General features: G+C 67.6%; 20 protein-coding genes and 1 tRNA gene. 18 read left to right on the forward strand and 3 right to left on the reverse strand.

The window, feature by feature from the left end; all coding sequences use genetic code 11:
• Window positions 1-2 precede the first annotated feature (2 nt).
• From prsK to ATE64_RS11835, 3 genes are read left to right on the forward strand one after another with little or no spacing between them, the layout of a single operon-like run.
• Window positions 3-2,099: an XrtA/PEP-CTERM system histidine kinase PrsK gene (prsK, locus tag ATE64_RS11825; protein WP_058456131.1), complete on the forward strand. Its 2,097-nt coding sequence runs from the start codon at window positions 3-5 to the stop codon at window positions 2,097-2,099.
• Window positions 2,100-2,101: 2 nt separating this feature from the next.
• Complete coding sequence (gene prsR, locus ATE64_RS11830; protein ID WP_058456132.1) at window positions 2,102-3,478, forward strand: PEP-CTERM-box response regulator transcription factor; 1,377 nt, start codon at window positions 2,102-2,104, stop codon at window positions 3,476-3,478.
• Entirely contained in the window at window positions 3,479-5,323 is a 1,845-nt protein-coding gene (locus ATE64_RS11835; protein WP_058456133.1) for a tetratricopeptide repeat protein, read from the forward strand.
• A 447-nt stretch (window positions 5,324-5,770) separates the two neighbouring features.
• Here the strand turns inward: ATE64_RS11835 and ATE64_RS11840 are convergent, their stop codons facing one another.
• Both ATE64_RS11840 and ATE64_RS11845 read right to left on the reverse strand, forming a co-directional pair.
• The gene (locus tag ATE64_RS11840) at window positions 5,771-6,178 is read right to left on the reverse strand and encodes a hypothetical protein (protein WP_058456134.1); all 408 of its coding nucleotides are present in this window, start codon (window positions 6,176-6,178) and stop codon (window positions 5,771-5,773) included.
• The gene (locus ATE64_RS11845; protein WP_082657720.1) at window positions 6,175-6,666 is read right to left on the reverse strand and encodes a helix-turn-helix domain-containing protein; all 492 of its coding nucleotides are present in this window, start codon (window positions 6,664-6,666) and stop codon (window positions 6,175-6,177) included. The genes ATE64_RS11840 and ATE64_RS11845 overlap by 4 nt, the downstream gene beginning before the upstream one ends.
• Here ATE64_RS11845 and ATE64_RS11850 point away from each other — a divergent pair.
• From ATE64_RS11850 to ATE64_RS11875, 6 genes are read left to right on the forward strand one after another with little or no spacing between them, the layout of a single operon-like run.
• A complete protein-coding gene (locus tag ATE64_RS11850; RefSeq protein ID WP_058800170.1) occupies window positions 6,665-6,940 on the forward strand; it encodes a helix-turn-helix domain-containing protein in 276 nt (91 codons plus the stop codon). The two genes, ATE64_RS11845 and ATE64_RS11850, sit on opposite strands and share 2 nt — an antisense overlap.
• Window positions 6,937-7,962 carry a ParB N-terminal domain-containing protein gene (locus ATE64_RS11855; RefSeq protein ID WP_058456137.1) on the forward strand — a complete coding sequence of 342 codons (1,026 nt, stop codon included), beginning with the start codon at window positions 6,937-6,939 and terminating at the stop codon, window positions 7,960-7,962. The genes ATE64_RS11850 and ATE64_RS11855 overlap by 4 nt, the downstream gene beginning before the upstream one ends.
• Window positions 7,959-8,255: a hypothetical protein gene (locus ATE64_RS11860; protein WP_156416572.1), complete on the forward strand. Its 297-nt coding sequence runs from the start codon at window positions 7,959-7,961 to the stop codon at window positions 8,253-8,255. Before ATE64_RS11855 ends, ATE64_RS11860 begins: the two co-directional genes overlap by 4 nt.
• Window positions 8,252-8,938, forward strand: a complete 687-nt coding sequence (locus ATE64_RS11865; protein ID WP_058456139.1) for a hypothetical protein — start codon at window positions 8,252-8,254, stop codon at window positions 8,936-8,938. Before ATE64_RS11860 ends, ATE64_RS11865 begins: the two co-directional genes overlap by 4 nt.
• Window positions 8,935-9,192, forward strand: coding sequence for a hypothetical protein (locus ATE64_RS11870; RefSeq protein WP_058456140.1), 258 nt, complete (start codon window positions 8,935-8,937; stop codon window positions 9,190-9,192). The genes ATE64_RS11865 and ATE64_RS11870 overlap by 4 nt, the downstream gene beginning before the upstream one ends.
• Before the next feature lie 3 nt (window positions 9,193-9,195).
• Window positions 9,196-9,462 carry a hypothetical protein gene (locus ATE64_RS11875; RefSeq protein ID WP_058456141.1) on the forward strand — a complete coding sequence of 89 codons (267 nt, stop codon included), beginning with the start codon at window positions 9,196-9,198 and terminating at the stop codon, window positions 9,460-9,462.
• Here ATE64_RS11875 and ATE64_RS21650 read toward each other — a convergent pair.
• The gene (locus ATE64_RS21650; protein ID WP_156418173.1) at window positions 9,410-9,940 is read right to left on the reverse strand and encodes a hypothetical protein; all 531 of its coding nucleotides are present in this window, start codon (window positions 9,938-9,940) and stop codon (window positions 9,410-9,412) included. The genes ATE64_RS11875 and ATE64_RS21650 overlap by 53 nt on opposite strands.
• Before the next feature lie 83 nt (window positions 9,941-10,023).
• Here ATE64_RS21650 and ATE64_RS21655 point away from each other — a divergent pair.
• From ATE64_RS21655 to ATE64_RS11910, 9 genes are all read left to right on the forward strand, one after another.
• Window positions 10,024-10,143, forward strand: a tRNA-OTHER gene (locus ATE64_RS21655).
• 62 nt (window positions 10,144-10,205) lie between these two features.
• A complete protein-coding gene (locus ATE64_RS21660; protein ID WP_156416574.1) occupies window positions 10,206-10,370 on the forward strand; it encodes a hypothetical protein in 165 nt (54 codons plus the stop codon).
• A complete protein-coding gene (locus tag ATE64_RS11885; RefSeq protein ID WP_058456143.1) occupies window positions 10,370-10,849 on the forward strand; it encodes a hypothetical protein in 480 nt (159 codons plus the stop codon). Before ATE64_RS21660 ends, ATE64_RS11885 begins: the two co-directional genes overlap by 1 nt.
• The gene (locus ATE64_RS11890) at window positions 10,846-12,789 is read left to right on the forward strand and encodes a transposase domain-containing protein (protein WP_058456144.1); all 1,944 of its coding nucleotides are present in this window, start codon (window positions 10,846-10,848) and stop codon (window positions 12,787-12,789) included. The genes ATE64_RS11885 and ATE64_RS11890 overlap by 4 nt, the downstream gene beginning before the upstream one ends.
• 69 nt (window positions 12,790-12,858) lie before the next feature.
• Window positions 12,859-13,818: an AAA family ATPase gene (locus ATE64_RS11895; protein WP_058456145.1), complete on the forward strand. Its 960-nt coding sequence runs from the start codon at window positions 12,859-12,861 to the stop codon at window positions 13,816-13,818.
• Window positions 13,815-14,135: a hypothetical protein gene (locus ATE64_RS11900; protein ID WP_058456146.1), complete on the forward strand. Its 321-nt coding sequence runs from the start codon at window positions 13,815-13,817 to the stop codon at window positions 14,133-14,135. Before ATE64_RS11895 ends, ATE64_RS11900 begins: the two co-directional genes overlap by 4 nt.
• Window positions 14,132-14,278 (forward strand): hypothetical protein, encoded by a 147-nt coding sequence (locus ATE64_RS21665; protein ID WP_156416575.1) that lies wholly within the window; start codon window positions 14,132-14,134, stop codon window positions 14,276-14,278. The genes ATE64_RS11900 and ATE64_RS21665 overlap by 4 nt, the downstream gene beginning before the upstream one ends.
• Window positions 14,275-14,685 (forward strand): hypothetical protein, encoded by a 411-nt coding sequence (locus ATE64_RS11905; RefSeq protein ID WP_058456147.1) that lies wholly within the window; start codon window positions 14,275-14,277, stop codon window positions 14,683-14,685. Before ATE64_RS21665 ends, ATE64_RS11905 begins: the two co-directional genes overlap by 4 nt.
• Window positions 14,682-15,389 carry a regulatory protein GemA gene (locus ATE64_RS11910; protein WP_058456148.1) on the forward strand — a complete coding sequence of 236 codons (708 nt, stop codon included), beginning with the start codon at window positions 14,682-14,684 and terminating at the stop codon, window positions 15,387-15,389. The genes ATE64_RS11905 and ATE64_RS11910 overlap by 4 nt, the downstream gene beginning before the upstream one ends.
• Window position 15,390: the final 1 nt, after the last annotated feature.

Genomic DNA, 15,390 nt, shown 5'->3' on the forward strand with positions numbered 1-15,390 from the left:
CCATGCCGACGCTGGGAGCCCTTGCCGACATTTTATCCGCGCTGGCCTTTGTCGGATATGGCGGGGTAACCTTGTGGCTGCTGGCGCGGCCGCGCGAGCGGATGGCGGCGCTGATGCCCGCGCCGCGCTGGCTGGCGATCGCCGCCGCCGCGACGATGGCGTGGAGCGCGTCGCTCTATGTCTTTGCGCCCGGCGCGTCGCAGGTGCTGGTCGCGCAGGCGCTGCGCGACATGGCGATCCTCGGCTGGCTGGCGGCGACCTTCTGGCCGAAACCCGCCGCGATGGCGGGGGCGCAGCGGCTGATCTTTCGCCTGCTCGTCACGATCAGCGGCATTTCGCTGGTCGCGGGCCTGATCGCCCATTGGCGGAGCGCGGTGGCGAGCGAGTGGCTCGGGCCGTCGCTTGCCGTCTCGACGATGCTCGTCGCGATCGGCGGGCTGCTGGTGATCGACAGCGGGGTCCGCCGCGCGAGCGCGGGCCTCCGGATGCCGGTGATGGCGGTCGCGGGCGGCTTTGCGATGCTGTGGGGCTACGAGCTCAACGTCCAGCTGATCGGGGCGATGACCGGCAGGGCGGCGACGACGCTGATCCATCTGCTGCCCGCGGTCGCGCTGGCGATCCTGCCGACCTTCGTCATCGCGGCGATGGATATCGGGCGCGAGCGGATGCGGCTGTCGCGCCCCGCCGCGGTGCGCACGCTGATCCTGCTCGGCGCGGCGCTCTATCTGGTCCTGATCGGGCTGTCGGGTGCAGTCGCGCGGCAGCTCGGCGGCGATTATGGCGACCTCGCGCAGGGGGTGTTCCTGACGCTGGCACTGGGGGCGGGCGGCCTGCTGCTGCTGTCGGCGCGCGCGCGGGCGTGGCTGTCGGTGATGATCTCGAAACATTTCTTCGAGCATCGCTATGACTATCGCGCCGAATGGATGCGCTTTACTGCGACGCTTGCGCAAGGCGACGGCGAGGACGATCGCAACCTGCATCGCCGCGCCGCGCGCGCGCTGGCCGAGCTGACGGGCAGTCCGGGGGCGCTGCTGATGCTGCCCGATCCGCTCGGCGCGTTTCGCGTCTCCGACCAGTGGCATTGGCCGGCGGGGATCGATGAGGGCGCCGAGCTGCCGCTGCGGTCGGCCTTCATGCTGCAGGAAACGCGGCACATCGTCGACCTCGACGCCGAGCGGCGCGGCGAGAAGGGCGAGCAGGATCTGGCGATTCCGGGCTGGCTGCTTGCCGACCCGCGCGCGTGGGTCGTCGTGCCGGTGCTGCATTTCCACCGGATGATCGCGGTCGTCGTGCTCCATCGCCCGCCGGTGTCGCGCGCGCTCGACTGGGAGGATCTCGACGTGCTGCGCATCGCGGGTCAGCAGGCGGCAAGCTATCTGGCGGAATCGCACAGCCAGGCGGCGCTGTCGGAGGCCAAGCGTTTCGACGAGTTCAACCGCCGCTTTGCCTTCATCATGCACGACATCAAGAATCTGGCGAGCCAATTGAGCCTGCTCGCGAGCAATGCCGAGCGTCATGCCGAAAAGCCGGCGTTCCGCGCCGACATGATCGAAACGCTGAAAATCTCCTCGCGGCGGCTGTCCGACCTGCTCGTCCGGCTGTCGCCGCGCGAACGCGGGCCGTCGGCCGATGCCGTGCGCACGCTGGTCGAGCCGCTGATGCGCGACGTCGCGGCCGAGGTACGGACGCGGCGCGCGCTGTTCGTCGGATGTCAGGCGGGCCTTGCGGCGTGGGGCGACACGGGATCGATCCGGCAGGTCGTCCAGCATCTGGTGAGCAATGCGATCGATGCCTCTGCCGACGACACGCCGGTGCAGCTGATCGCGGTCGCCGAGAATGGGCGCGTGCGGATCGACGTGATCGACCAGGGGGCGGGCATGACCCGCGCCTTCGTCCGCGACGAGTTGTTCAAGCCCTTCGTCTCGACCAAGGAAGGCGGCTTCGGGCTGGGGGCGTTCGAGGCGCTGCAGCTCGCGCAGGCGATGGGCGGGTCGATCGAGGTCGCGAGCGAGCCGGGCAAGGGCAGCAATTTCACATTCTGGCTGCCGCTGGCCGAGGCCCATGCGGACGCCGGAATGCCGGCAGGAAGAGTGGCATAGACATGAACGACAGCGGGACCGCGCCGAAGAAATTGCTGGTCGTCGAGGACGACCCGGGGCTGCAAGCGCAGCTCAAATGGGCGTATGACGATTATGAGGTGCTGATCGCGGGCGATTTCGACAGCGCGATCGAGCTGCTGCGCGCCGAGGAGCCGGGGGTGGTGACGCTCGACCTCGGGCTGCCGCCCGACCCCGACGGAACGCGCGAGGGATTCCGCGTGCTGAAGGCGATCCTCGAGGTGAAGCCCGATACCAAGGTCATCGTCGTGTCGGGGCATGGCGAGCGCGCCAGCGCGCTGGCGGCGATCGCGAGCGGGGCGTGGGATTTCTACCAGAAGCCGATCGATATCGAGGAACTGGGATTGATTGTCCGCCGGGCGTTCCATGTCCACGAGCTGGAGGTCGAGAACGGGCGGCTCGCCGAGCGGGGTTCGGGCGACAATCGCGTGCTCGGCGGGATGATCACCGGGGCGCCCGAGATGCTGAAGGTCGCGCGGACGATCGAGCGCGTCGCGAATCTCGACGTGTCGGTGATGCTGCTCGGCGCGAGCGGGACGGGCAAGGAATTGCTGGCGCGCGGGCTGCACGAGGCGAGCGGGCGGCGCGACGGGGCATTCGTCGCGATCAACTGCGCGGCGATCCCCGAGAATCTCCTCGAAAGCGAGCTGTTCGGGCACGAGAAGGGCGCGTTCACAGGGGCGGTCAAGACGACCGAGGGCAAGATCGAGCTGGCGCATGGCGGCACGCTGTTCCTCGACGAGGTCGGCGACATTCCGCTGCCGCTGCAGGTCAAGCTGCTGCGTTTCCTGCAGGAACGGACGATCGAGCGGATCGGCGGGCGCAAGGCGATCGCGGTCGATACGCGCATCGTCTGCGCGACGCACCGCGATCTCGACGCGATGATCGCCGAGCAGCGCTTTCGCGACGACCTTTACTATCGTCTCGCCGAGATGGTGGTGAAGATCCCGTCGCTCGCCGAGCGGCCGGGCGACGCGGTGCTGCTGGCGCGCCATTTCCTGCACCATTATGCGCCCGAGATGAACCCGTCGGTGCGCGGTTTCGCGCCCGACGCGCTGCAGGCGATCGACGAGGGGCGCTGGCCGGGCAATGTCCGCGAGCTCGAGAACCGGATCAAGCGCGCGGTGATCATGGCCGACGGCAAGCTGGTGATGAAGGACGACCTCGACCTGGCGGGCGCGAGCGAGGCGGACGGTGGGGATTATCTGAACCTGCGCAGCGCGCGCGAAGCCGCCGACCGCGTCGCGATCCGCCGCGCGATGACTCAGAGCGAGGGCAATATCTCGTCGGCGGCGAAGTTGCTGGGGATCAGCCGCCCGACGCTTTACGACCTGCTCAAGCAATATCGGATGCAGGCCTGAGTGGTCCGTGTCCGCGTCCTGCTCGCCGCATCGCTGGCGGCGCTGGCGCTCGCCGGCTGCGGCGAAGCAACGAAGGAGGGCGCGCGTAGCGAACTTCGCGAGCGCGCTGCGAAGCTGCAGGGCGACGTCGCGGCTGACCCCAAGGATATTGCGACACGCGTCCGGCTGGCGCGCGTGCAGATCGCGCTGGGCGATGGCGTGGGGACCGAGGCGACGGTGAAGGCGGCGCTCGCGGCGGGCGCCAACGCCGACTATTTGCGCCCGCTGCTGGCGCGGGCTTATGCGTTGCAGGGGAACGGGACGCGCGCGCTGGAGACGCTCGCCGACGGACCCGTCGCGCCCGAGATGGCAGGCGAGGCGGCGTGGGTCGAGGGCGACGTCCAGCTTGCGGGCGGCGACCTTGGCGCGGCGCGCGCCGCGTTCGATCGCGCGGTCCGGGCGCTGCCGAACGAGGCGGCGCTGTGGGTGTCGATCGCGCGCTTTCGGGACGCCAACGCCGACGCCGCGGGCGCGCACGACGCCGCCGACTATGCGATCGAACTCGACGCGAAGAACAGCGCCGCCCTGACGCTCAAGGCGAAACTGGTGCGCACGCAGCAGGGGCTGAAGCCCTCGCTCGGCTGGTACGAGGCCGCATTGGCGGCCGATCCGGCCAACGCCGACGCGCTGATCGAGCAGGGCGCGACGTTCGGCGACCTCGGCCGGTACAAGGATATGCTGGCGTCGCTGCGCGCGGCGGCCGAGCTGGCGCCGGGCGATCCAAGGATATATTATCTGCAGGCGGTGCTCGCGGCGCGCGGCGCGAACTATCCGCTGGCGCGCAGCCTGCTCCAGCGCACGCGCGGTGCGATGGACGATGTGCCCGGCTTCATGCTGCTGAGCGCGGTCGTCGAACTCGAACTCGGCGGACAGGCCGTGGCGGCGACCTGGGCCGACCGGCTGCTGACCGAACAGCCGAACAATTTCACCGCGCGCCGCATCCTCGCGGTGGCCGACTGGGCCGATGGCGATGCCGGGGCGGCGGCCGATGCACTGGCGCCCATCGCGGCACGCGGCGATGCCGATAGCTGGGCGTTGCTGCTCGCGGCGCGGCTGGCGGCCGAGACGGGGGACGCACAGGCGTCCGCAGCCTATCTGGCGCGCGCTGCGACGCTGGCGCGCGGCGAGGCGGCGCCGTTCGCCGCGAGCGACAGCTATGGTCTCGCTTCGCTGTCGGCCGATGGCGATCCGCTCAATCCGGCGAAGGCGATCCCGGCGATCTCCTCCGATTTGGCGGGAAGCAATTATGCGGGAGCAATCGCGCGCGCGACGCGGCTGCGCGATGCCAACCCCGGTGTCGCCGACGCCCATGTGCTCCTGGGCGATGCGGCGCTGGCGGGCGGGCGGCTGGACCTTGCGGTGCAGGCGTACCGCTCGGCGCAGGCACTCGATGCGAGCGAGCGGGTCGCCTTGCGGCTGGCCAATGCGCTTTATCGTATCGGCGATGCCGCGGCGTCGCGCCGCGTCGTGTTGCGGCTGCTCGCAAACGATCCGTCGAGCGTGGCGGGCGAACGGATCGCCGCTGCGCTGGCGATGGACGCCCGCGACTGGGATTCCGCGATCGCGCATTATGAGCGCATTCGCCGCCGGATCGGCAATCGTGACGCGGTGGTGCTGCGCGAACTGGCACGTGCGTGGATTGCAAGAGGCGACAGCGAGCAGGCGCTGCCGATGATCGCGCTCGCCTATCGGCTGCAGCCGCTGAACAGCGAGATCATGCGGATCTATGCCGATTTGCTGGACCGGCGCGGGAATGCGCAGGCGGCGGCGGATTTGCGCGACAAGGCGGCGCAGATCGGGCGGTAGGCGGCTGCTGACGAGCAGTGTTAGGGGACAAGAGGGGCTGGAGTGCCGGGATTGACCGGCATCTGGTGGGATTGTGCGGGACAAGTCCGCGAAAATGGGGCGTTTCGGCACATTCGGGGCGCTCCGCGTAAGTGGGACCGTTATCTAGCTTAACCATTCTAATAGAGGTCGCTCGGACAAGAGCAACCGGAGTTGGCGCGCGGCCTCTTAAATGTCGGTGAGAAGGCGCTCAGCGGGCTTTCAGGCGGCTCTCAGATTGGTGCGCCATGCACCAGGCCGGCCAGATCGGGTTTGAAAGTGGGACCGGAAGTGGGACGCTGGGCGAAAAGCGCGCGCGGGATGGTCCCACTTAGGAATTCTGGCTGAAATCCGAGGCTGTTGCGGACAGTACAAACGAAAAGCGCGCCCGGAGGCGCGCCTTAAGTGGGCCGATTTTTGCTGTCCGGACTAAGTGTCGACGATGTCGCCAGTTTCGCAGATGACATGGCCGAGGTTCGCATCGCGGAAGTCGCTGCCCTGGGCGACCTTGGCGATATCGACGATGCGGACGTGCGTGCGGCCGGCGAGCGCGCCCTTTTCCTGCAGCACCTGGCAGACATATTGCGCATAACCGGTGCGGCGCGAGCCGTCGTCGAGGACGCCCACGTTCCACTGGACCGTGTTTGTGGCATCATAGCTCAAATCCTTGATCTTCGGCTCGGAGGCGAGCGCGGTCTTTGCCGCCTCGATCGCGGCGGGCGCCGGCGCGGCCGGTTCGGGCTTCGCGGGCGTTGCCTGCGCCTCTTCGACCGGGGCGGGCGCTGTGCAGGCCGAGAGCGCCAGCGCGGCGCCCATGATCGGCAGGATGACCTTCATTCCTCATCTCCTCTGAAGCTGCGAGCCTTGTCGTGGACCGTTAACGGCTCCTCGCGGCCAAGCTTGAGACGCGGCACCATATAGGCGCCGAGGAGAAATCTTGCATTAGCGATGACGTGGGCCTGCTGTTCCGGTTCGAGACGGCGCCAGGCGTCGAGCAGCTGGGTCTCGTCGTCGGCGCGATCGGGGTCAAGCTCGACCGGCGGCGTCGGTTGCCCCTCACCCGTCGCGAGCCAGCGTGGATTACGCTCGAGCGCGTCGGCCAGCGCGAAAAGCTGCGCCGGCTTCGGCAATGTCTTGCCATTCCAATAGCCATTGAGCGTCTGCGGCGCGATTTTTGCTTTCCTACAAAGGTCGGCCTGGCTCAAATTCATCTCATGGGCAGACTTGCGGACGCGCAGCCCGACAGCGTCCGCGCCAGATAGCGCTTGACTTTCCGACTTCTCGGATGCTTTATCCGACTTGTTGGATTTAGGAGCGTTCGTCATGTCATCCGCTGCCCCTCATCCCGAGGCGATAAAAGCGGCCCTGCGTATCAAGCATGGGTCGCTCTACAAGTTCGAGAAAAAGTACGATTTGCCAAGGAAATCCGCCGCCGACGTGCTGCGCGGACGCGCGGTCGCCAAGACCGCAACGGCCATCGCAAAGGATCTCGGCAAGAGTGTTCAAGAGCTGTTTCCTGGGCGTTTCAAATCATCCGACTTGTCGGACGCTAGCACCCCTGATTCGGTCGTGCAGCATCTAATTGCGGAGGCGAAATGAATATCGCCGCTGCAACAGCACCTTACGCCGCAACCGAAGTCTTCCAGATCAATCCCGCCGATGTTCGTGTCGGTGAGCGGATTGGCCTGTTCTGGCCGGAAAAGGCGGCTGCGCTCGGCGCGCTGATCGCGCGCGACGGGCAGAGCGACCCGATCAAGGTCATCTTCAACCAGCTGGCCGACCAGTGGCAGCTCGTCACCGGCCTGCACCGCCTGCAAGGCGCGCGCGGGCTGGGCCTCCAGTCGATCGACGCGATCGAGGTCAAGGGTACCGCCGCCGAGCTGCTCCGCATGGAGGCCAGCGAGAACCTTCACCGCCGCGATTTCGGGCCGCTGGAGCGCGCGATGTTCATCCGCGCGCTTGCGGACGATGCCGAGGCGCGCTGGTCGGGCGATCATGCCGGATTGTCGGCGCAGCAGATCGGCCAGGTCAAACGGTGGGAGCGCGAACGCGCCAAGGCGCCGGGCGTCGTCCGCGCCGATCAGGCTGCGGCAATGGAGTCCGAGCATAGTGCGGCCACGATGTCCGGACTATATGGCTGGCAGGAAGAGGTCGCGGAATCGCTGGGCCTTTCCGCCCGCAGCATCCGCCGATCGCTGCTGATCCACCGCCAGCTGATCGCCCCGTTCGAGCGTGAGCTGGTCGACGAGCTGGCGCGCACCGACCTTGGCAAAAAGCAGGCCGCGCTGTTCGAGCTGGCCGACATCGTCGACGAGGGCACGCGCCGCCTGGTGATCGACACGATCATCGGCGACGACGCCGGCGAGATCGGGTCGGTCGCCGACGCAATGATCGCGGCGGGCGCGAAGGCGCGTACCGAGAAGCCCCGCCTGACGGGCGACACCAAGCATATGAACGGCGCGCAGTCAGCGCTGTCGCGGCTGTCGGTCGCGGGCTGGAAGAGCTTTGCCCCGACGCTGGTCGAGATGGTGAAGCCAAGCGCGCTGCCGGTGCTGATGGCCGAGATCGAGGCGCGCATGGCCGAGCTCGGCGACAGCATGATTGGAGGCGAGGAAGAATGACGCGCCGCCCCGTACCCTGCGCGGCGCCGTGTTGTCGTACGCCGGTCGAGGAAGGCCGCTGGCTTTGCCCTACGCATTGGTTCGCGTTGCCCGAGCGTCTGCGCAAGGCGCTGGGGGCGACGTGGCGCGCGCGGCATGTCGCGGCCTTTCAGGAGCTCTGGACCGAGGCGCTGGTCCTTCTGGACCCCGCGCCGCGGCCGTTCGATCCTCCGCGCCATCGCGGCACCACGCCCATGACGATCGCCTATGAGGGAAATCGTCCGGTCGTCTATGCGACGGGGCGGCTGCTGTGAGCGCCGCCGAACTGACCGCGCTGGCCGAGGATCGCCATCCCTGGGATTGGTATGTCGACGAGAGCTGGTGCACCGAGGCGCTGATCGCGACCCTCGGGCTGGGAGCTTTCGCGGGCCAGCATATCCATGATCCGTGCTGCGGACGCGGGACGATTCCCGAGGTCTTCGACCTGTTCGGATTCGAGGTGTCGGGCGGCGATGTCGAGGACCGGCGCGGCTCTTTCGAGTTCGCGGTCGGCGACTGGCCGTTCGCGATCCGAGATTTCTTTCGCGAGAATCCCGAGGGCTTCGCGGAGCCCACGTCGATCGTCTTCAATCCGCCCTACAGCACGCAAAACGGCTGCATCGTCACCGGCCTCACGTCGATGATGGTCGCCAAGGCGCTCCGAATGGTCAGCGACAAGGTGTGCGTGCTCGTCCCGCTCAAGTGGCTGTCGAGCGACCAGCGGTACCGGCTTTTCCAGCGCAAGATGCCCTCGGACATCCTGATCCTGATGGAGCGGCCGTCGATGCCGCCGGGCCACCTGATCCCGAGCATGGGCGAGAACGCCTTCACCAGCGGCAAGGCCGATTATTGCTGGGTGGTCTTCGACAATCGCGTCGTCACCCAGCCTGGTGACACGCGCACCCATTTCGTGAAGCCGCGCGATGCGGCGTTCAAGCAGGCGGAGCGCGGCCGATGACGAAGGCGAAACTGACGCGCGCCGAGCAGCTCGCGCGGCACCGCAAAATCTTCCTCCTCGCGCGCGAGCGCGATGTCTCGCTGGGCGAGGCCGAGCAGCTGCTCGCGCGCGAGGAATGGCTTGCGGCGCAAGAGCGGCTGAAGGCGACGCGCGCCTGTGGCCGCACCTTCGCCGCGCGCCAGATCGAGGGCGGCGCGCCGCGCCGATTCCGCTTTCAGATCAAGGGCGACGAGCCCTGGATGATGAGGGACTGACCCATGCCTGACGCCTGTTACGTCTGCGATTCCCCCGAGCTGGTCGACGGCGCCGACCTGCGCAATCCGACCTGCGCCGGTCATGTTTCGGCGCGCGATCATGTGGTCAGCAACCAGACCGCCCCGGCGCCTTATGGCGGCACCTATTCGCTCGCCATCTGCCAGTGCGGCTGGTCGGTGCGCCGCCTGCGCGGCGGGAAGGCGGTCGCCGACGAGATCACGCGGCTGGTTCGCGCGCATTGGATCGCCGTTGCGGAGGCCGCGCAGTGAGCAATATTCGCCAGATCAGCGACCCGGCGATCGCCACCGCCATGCTCGCGACGATGCAGTCGATCGACAGCTCGCGGTCGGCGCCGTCGAGCATTTCCCAGCCGCGCTGGCGAATCCTGCAGTGCATCGCGAAGGCGGCGCCGAACGTGCCCACTTCGCGCGAGTTGATGCTTTGCAGCGGGCTCAACAGGGCGGCCTTGGCGGAGCATGTCCAGGCGCTCCAGTGGAAAGGCTTGCTCGCAATGGGCGGGTATCGCCTGTCGCCGAGCGCTGCCGCGATGGTGGGGCTGGAGAACGCCCGTCCGTCGAGCGATGCGAAGTCGATGACGTCCACGCCGGCGCCGACGATCATCGGTGTCGACCTGTCGAGCCGCCCTGATATCTCCGTCGAGACGACCATCACTTTCGGCGCTGATGGCAAAATAGCCAAGATCGTGCCGCACTTGCCGATGGACCCCGCCGATGTGCCGGCTTGCATGCGGCCCGATTGCCTGCCGCCAGTGGAGCCCGTGTCCGAAAAATGCGGCATTCTTCGGACAAACAAACAGGGAAACAAACATGGCCGGGGTAGCGCAGCGGTAGCGCGCCCGATCGAAGGGGATGGTCAACTCGATCGGGTCGCTCCCGATCGTGCCCTGCCGACAACGGAGGAGGTCGCAGGTTCGAATCCTGCCCCCGGCCAACCTGCCGAGCGCCGCGTCGCCGATCTGACACCTGAGCTGGTCGCCAGCCTTCGCGCGGGAATGCCGGCGCGGAAGGTGTTGCCGCAGGCCGCCGATGCCGATCTTGTCTGGACGGGTCGCGGCGAGCAGCGCGACGATGGCTGGCAGAGCGCGGCGCGCGCCGGCAGTGCCATGCTTCTTGATGCGCTTCGTCGCCATCACCCCGAACGCTGCGGGGCACGGTGATGGGCAAGCGCCAACCCGCCTTTGACGATCGCCAGCTGGCGTTCAACCTCGACGCGTTCAACGTGCCGATGCCGGAGCGCTTCGACGGGGCTCTCGCCCATCTGCCGCGCATGATCTCTTCGTCGGTGGCGCGGATTCTGCAAGAGGACGGCCGCTCGCGGCACGTCATGGCCGGCGAGCTGTCGCGACTGCTCGGCACCGAAGTCAGCAAGATGACGATCGACGGCTGGGCCAGCGAGTCCCGCGACCGATTCAATATCTCGGCCGCGCACTGGATCGCGCTGCTCGCCGCTACCGACCGCGTCGACGTGCTCGACGGCATCGTCCGCCCGGCGCTGGGCGTCGCGGTGTTCGAAGGCCCGGAGGTCGCCACGGCCGAGCTGGGACACATCGACCGCCAGATCGCCGCGCTGCGCGATCGCCGCAAGAAAATCGAACAACGGGCGGTGCCAATCCGCCGAGCCGAGGGATCACGATGAAGTTCCAAGGGGGGAAATACTGGTTCACCGCTGCCGAGCTCGCCGAGCTGAAGCTGCCGGGGCTCCCGTCGACGAAGCGCAAGGTGAACGAGCGCGCGTCGAAGGAATGCTGGGCGCTTCAGGTCGACGGCGACGGCATGCCGCTGGCGCGGACGCGCCAGGCGCGCGGTGGCGGACTGGAATATCATGTCTCGATCCTGCCCGCGGCGACGCAGGCGGCGCTGATGCGGCGCGGCATCTCGGCGGCCTGTGAGCCGGTCGAGGACGAGCGGCTGCGCCAGGGCACGATGTGGAGCTGGTACGAAGCGCAGTCCGACAAGGTGAAGGCCGAGGCCGAGCGCCGCAACGCAATCCTGACGCAGGTATTCGCGCTGATCGAGCAGGGCATTTCGACGTCGACCGCGGTGTCGGCGCTGTCGATCGGCGAGAAGGTCGGCATGTCGACGCTCTACAGCTGGATGGCGCTGGTCGACGGCGTCGCTGCGTCCGATCGCCTGCCGCACCTTGCGCCGCAGCGGAAGGGCGGCGGGCGCGAGGCCGAGTGTCACCCCGAGCTGATGCAAATTCTGGTCTCGGACTATTTGCGGCCCGAGCAGCCGACATTCTCCTCCTGCTATTGGCGCACCAGCCGCATCGCCGAGGCGCGCGGCCTCTCACTGCCCGGTGAGAAGACCCTGAAGCGTCGTTTCGACCGGGAGATCGACAAGCGGCTCGTCACGGCAAAGCGCGGCGGCAAGGATGCGCTGCGGCAAATGCTGCCTCCGCAGCGCCGCTCGCGCGCGCACTTCCACGCGATGGAAGCGGTGAACATCGACGGCCACAAGCTCGACGTCTTCGTCCGCACGCCCAGTGGCAGGGTGATCCGCCCGATCATGGTCGCGATCCAAGACCTCTTCAGCGGCAAGATGCTGGCATGGCGCCTAGGCGAGAGCGAGAGCGCGCTGCTGACTCGTCTGGCCTTCGCCGACCTGTTCGCCAATTACGGGATTCCCAAGGCCTGCACGCTCGACAACGGCCGCGCGTTCGCGTCGAAGGAAATCACCGGCGGCGCGAAGACCCGATATCGCTTCACGATCCGGGCCGACGATCCGACCGGCCTGCTGACTGCGCTGGGCATCAAGACCAACTGGGCACGCCCGCATCACGGCCAGGCGAAGCCGATCGAGCGCTTCTTCCGGGATGTCGCAGACGTGATCGCTCGCGACCCGCGGTGCGCCGGCGCCTACACCGGCAACCGGCCCGATGCGAAGCCCGAAAACTACGCCTCCAAAGCCGTCGAGTGGGATGATTTCGTGCGCATCGTCAACGCCGGCATGGTGGCGCTAAATGCCCGGCGCGGCCGTCGCAGCGAGACGGCGAACGGGCGCAGCTATGACGAGACCTTTGCCGCGAGCTACGCCACCGCGCCGATCGGCAAGGCAACCGAGGAGCAGCTGCGCCTCGCGCTGCTGACCGCCGACCGCGTCACCACCGACCGCAAGAGCGGCATGATCAAGCTGGCGCACAACCGATACTGGGCGCCCGAGCTGATGCAGATCGCGGGCCAGAAGGTCACGATCCGCTTCGACCCCGACCATCTGCACGGCGACATCCACGTCTATGACGCGGCGGGCCGCTTCCTGGTCACCGCGCAGCTGATCGAGGACAGCGGATTCGACAGCCTGGACGCGGCGCGCGCCCGCGCGAAGCTGGAGCGCGAGCATCGCCGCGCGGCCCGCGAGCTGGAAGAGCGCGAGCAGCTGCTCGCCGCCTCGGCGATCGCGTCGATGCTGCCCGACGTCGGCGAGGACGATCTGCCCGAGCCGCAAGTCATTCGCCCGATCCGCGTCGCACATCGCAACGGCGCCGCCGCTGCTGCGGTCAAGGTCGAGCACCATGAGCCAGTCAGTTTCATGAACAAGTTCGGGGCGGCGGTGTCGCAGCTCCGGATTGTTGAGTGAAAGCCGCGGCGGAGGGGTCTGAGCCTCCGCCGCGGACAGTGTCCCTGAGAAGACGAGAAGGAAAGTAGCATGAACAACCCCGAAAACCAGCCTATCGATATCGAAGACCAGCGCGCCTTCATCATCGATCACAAGGCTGCAACCGGCATGAGCTGGACGGAGATCGGCAAGCGCACCGGCATCGCGGCGGGCACGATCAGCCAGTTCGGCAGCGCCAAGGGTTATGCCGGCGACGAGAAGCGCCTTGCCGAACAGGTCTATCGATATCGGCAGCAGCTCGCCGCTCAGGCCGCGATCAAGGTCACCGCCCCCGAAATTCCGGGTTTCTTTCGCGGGCCGACCGCCCAGGACGTCGAGACCGCGCTTTCGTGGGCGCAGCGGGGCCGCATGGTCGTCATCGCGACCGGCGCCGGCATGGGCAAGACCAAGACGATCCAGAATTATCGGGATAGCGTGTCGAACGTGTGGGTCGTAACGATCGCGCCGAGCAGCGCGGGCGTGATGACGATGCAGCAGAAGACGCTCGCGGCGCTCGGCGATCGGGAGGCCAACGGCCCGCCGAACAAGCTTACCGCGCTGATCATTGCAAAGATCAAGGACACCGGCGGCCTGCTCATCTTCGACGAGGCACAGCATCTGTCCGAAAAGGCGATCGAGGAAATCCGCGCCTGGCATGACGAAACGGGCGTCGGCATCGTCCTGTCGGGCAATATCAAGGTGCTGACCCGCCTCGAGGGCGGCAACCGCCGCGATGCCTTTGCGCAAATCTTCAGCCGCGTCGCGCACCGTATCGTGCGCGCCCAGCCGCTGCAGGGCGATGCCGACGCGCTTTGCGATGCATGGGGCGTTTTCGACGACGCGAGCATCCGCGCGATCCGTGAAATCTGCATGAAGCCGGGCGCGCTCCGCGGCGCGACCTTCACGCTCGAGCTGGCGCACATGATCGCGGCCAGCGAGGGCGTGGCGGTCACCGCGGGCCATATCCGCGATTGCTGGGCGCAGCTTTCGACCCGGCAGGTGGCGGTATGAGCGCGCTCACCAGCACCGAAACCCATCTGGCGGGACAGCTGGGCGTCGCCGACGATCTGCTCTCACGGGCCAATCTGTTCCTGCGGATCGAGGTCTCGGCCGCGATCGAATGTCACAGCACGCTTCGCGGCGAAGGCAATGCGGTGGTGCCGGTACCGGGAACGCTCTGCGCCGATGTCGTCGACGACATTGAGCGCCATGTCCAGCTGATCCGCGACATCGAGGCGCATCTGGCGGGCGAGCCCTGGGAAGGCCCGGTTGGGTGGTTCGATGACGTGATTCAGCGCCGAAACGGCTGGGAAGGCGGTGTGCGATGAGCAGGCTCTCAAAGGTTCGTGATGCCCTGACGCGCAATGGCGTCGACAGCGCGGCGGTCATCCTCGCGCAGCTGGCGATCATCACGGTGGCCGAGATCGTCGCGATCTCGCTGATTCTGCTGATTGCGGGGGCGGGCCGATGACCGCGCTGCGCACCCCCGCCGAGCGGATCGACATGATCATTGAGGAGGCGTGCCAGCGCTGGTCGGTCGACCGTGCCGAGCTGCTAGGCACGTCACGCCTTCCCAGCCTGGTCACGGCGCGGAAGGCGGTCGTCCTCGCGCTGCGCGAGTTCGCGCCGCGGCGGATGTCCTATGAGCAGATCGCCCATGTGCTCTGCCGCACCGGACACGTCTCGCTCCTCCGCCTCGCCAAGGACGGCAGGGCGCTGCGCCAGGCGTCGCCCGGCTTCGCGCGGGGTGTGGACGCGCTGGTCGCGATCGCGCAGGGGAGCATAGCGCGCGGCGGCTCGTTCCTAATGGTCGATCTGCCCGGCGTCGGACTGGTCCCCGAAATGAACCGACCGGCACTGTCGAGGTCGGTCCAGTGAGCGCCCCCGCCCGCCAGACATCGATCGACTCGCGCGATCAGCGCCGCCGCGCGCTGCTCGCAAAGGTCCATATCGCGAAAAAGCAGCTCGGCCTCGACGAGGACGATTATCGCGCCGTCATCTTCCAGTATTGCGGATCGATGTCGGCGGCCGACGCGACCGAGCAGCAGCTGGCAAAGGTCGTCCAGCATTTCGGCCAGCGCGGATTCCGGACCAGCGCCAAGGGCGTGCCGGGCCGCCGAGCGCCTGCCGTGGATACGCCCAGTGCGCGCAAGGCGCGGGCGCTGTGGATCTCGCTCCATCATCTCGGCGCGGTGCGCAATCCGTCCGAGCAGGCGCTGGAGGCCTTCGCGTGCCGCCAGCTCAAATGCGAGCAGTGGCGCTGGTCAGACCAGTCGCTCGCCTATCGCCTGATCGAGGCGCTGAAGGCGATGGCAAAGCGCCACGGCTGGGATGTCGGCGACGGCAAATATGTGAAGCTGCACGCCAGCAAGGCGCGGCTGGTCCGGGCGATTCTCGCCAAGCTGGTCGCAGCCGGCATTGCGCATCCCGACTGGACGGTAACCGACGCTCTGTTCCGTCTTACCGGTGAAGAGATCCGCGCGATCGACCTTTCGATGTCGATCGAGGATCTGACGCGCGCCGCGCAGCTGCTCGGCCGCGTCCTCGCCGACCGTTCCCCGCACGTTTCCCCGGAGGCCTGAC

It is taken from the genome of Sphingopyxis sp. H073 (genome assembly GCF_001468395.1).
Taxonomy (GTDB): Bacteria; Pseudomonadota; Alphaproteobacteria; order Sphingomonadales; family Sphingomonadaceae; genus Sphingopyxis.